At 61.2% G+C, this 569-nt stretch carries 1 pseudogene; it reads right to left on the bottom strand.

Annotated elements, in window-relative coordinates:
- Nucleotides 1–569: pseudogene (locus tag GHO03_RS24695) on the bottom strand (Bcr/CflA family drug resistance efflux transporter); the annotation flags it as partial.

The following is a 569-nucleotide window of genomic DNA, read 5'->3' as shown; positions in this document are numbered from 1 at the left end:
TGGCATTGCCGTGCCATCATGCAAAACACCCACGAGTGACGCCGCACCGGCGGCCACACTGAACTGCAAAAAGCCCAGCATCGCCGAAGCACTGCCTGCCCGCGCGCCCTGCCCGTTCATGGCACACGCCGAGGCGTTGGGGATGATGCAGCCCAGACTGGCGATGCAGATAAACAGCGGAATCAACAACGGCCACAGTTGCTCGGTGTGCAGGGCGCTAATGCCCAGCAATGCCACACCTGCCGCCAGATAAACCCACACCGTACGCGCCAGCAAAAAGGCCGGTTGGCGCTTGGCCAGCAACCGGGCGTTCACTTGCGCCACCAAAATAAAGCCCGCCGCGTTACTGCCGAACAACCAGCCATAGTGTTCTGCAGGCACGCCATACAGTTTGATAAAGACGAAAGGTGAGCCCGCAATGTAGGCAAACATCCCGGCCATTGCGATCCCCCCCGTCAGGGCATGCCCCAGGAACTCACGATCCTTGAGCAAACGCCCGTATTGGCGCAGCGCACCCGACAATGGTTGGCGCGGCACGTTGGCTGGCAGGCTTTCCGGCAACCCCAATG

Source organism: Pseudomonas sp. FSL R10-1339 (assembly GCF_009600545.1).
GTDB classification, from domain to species: Bacteria; Pseudomonadota; Gammaproteobacteria; order Pseudomonadales; family Pseudomonadaceae; genus Aquipseudomonas; species Aquipseudomonas bubulae.
Note: the sequence above shows the minus strand (reverse complement) of the source record. Positions and strands in the feature narration are given on the sequence as shown.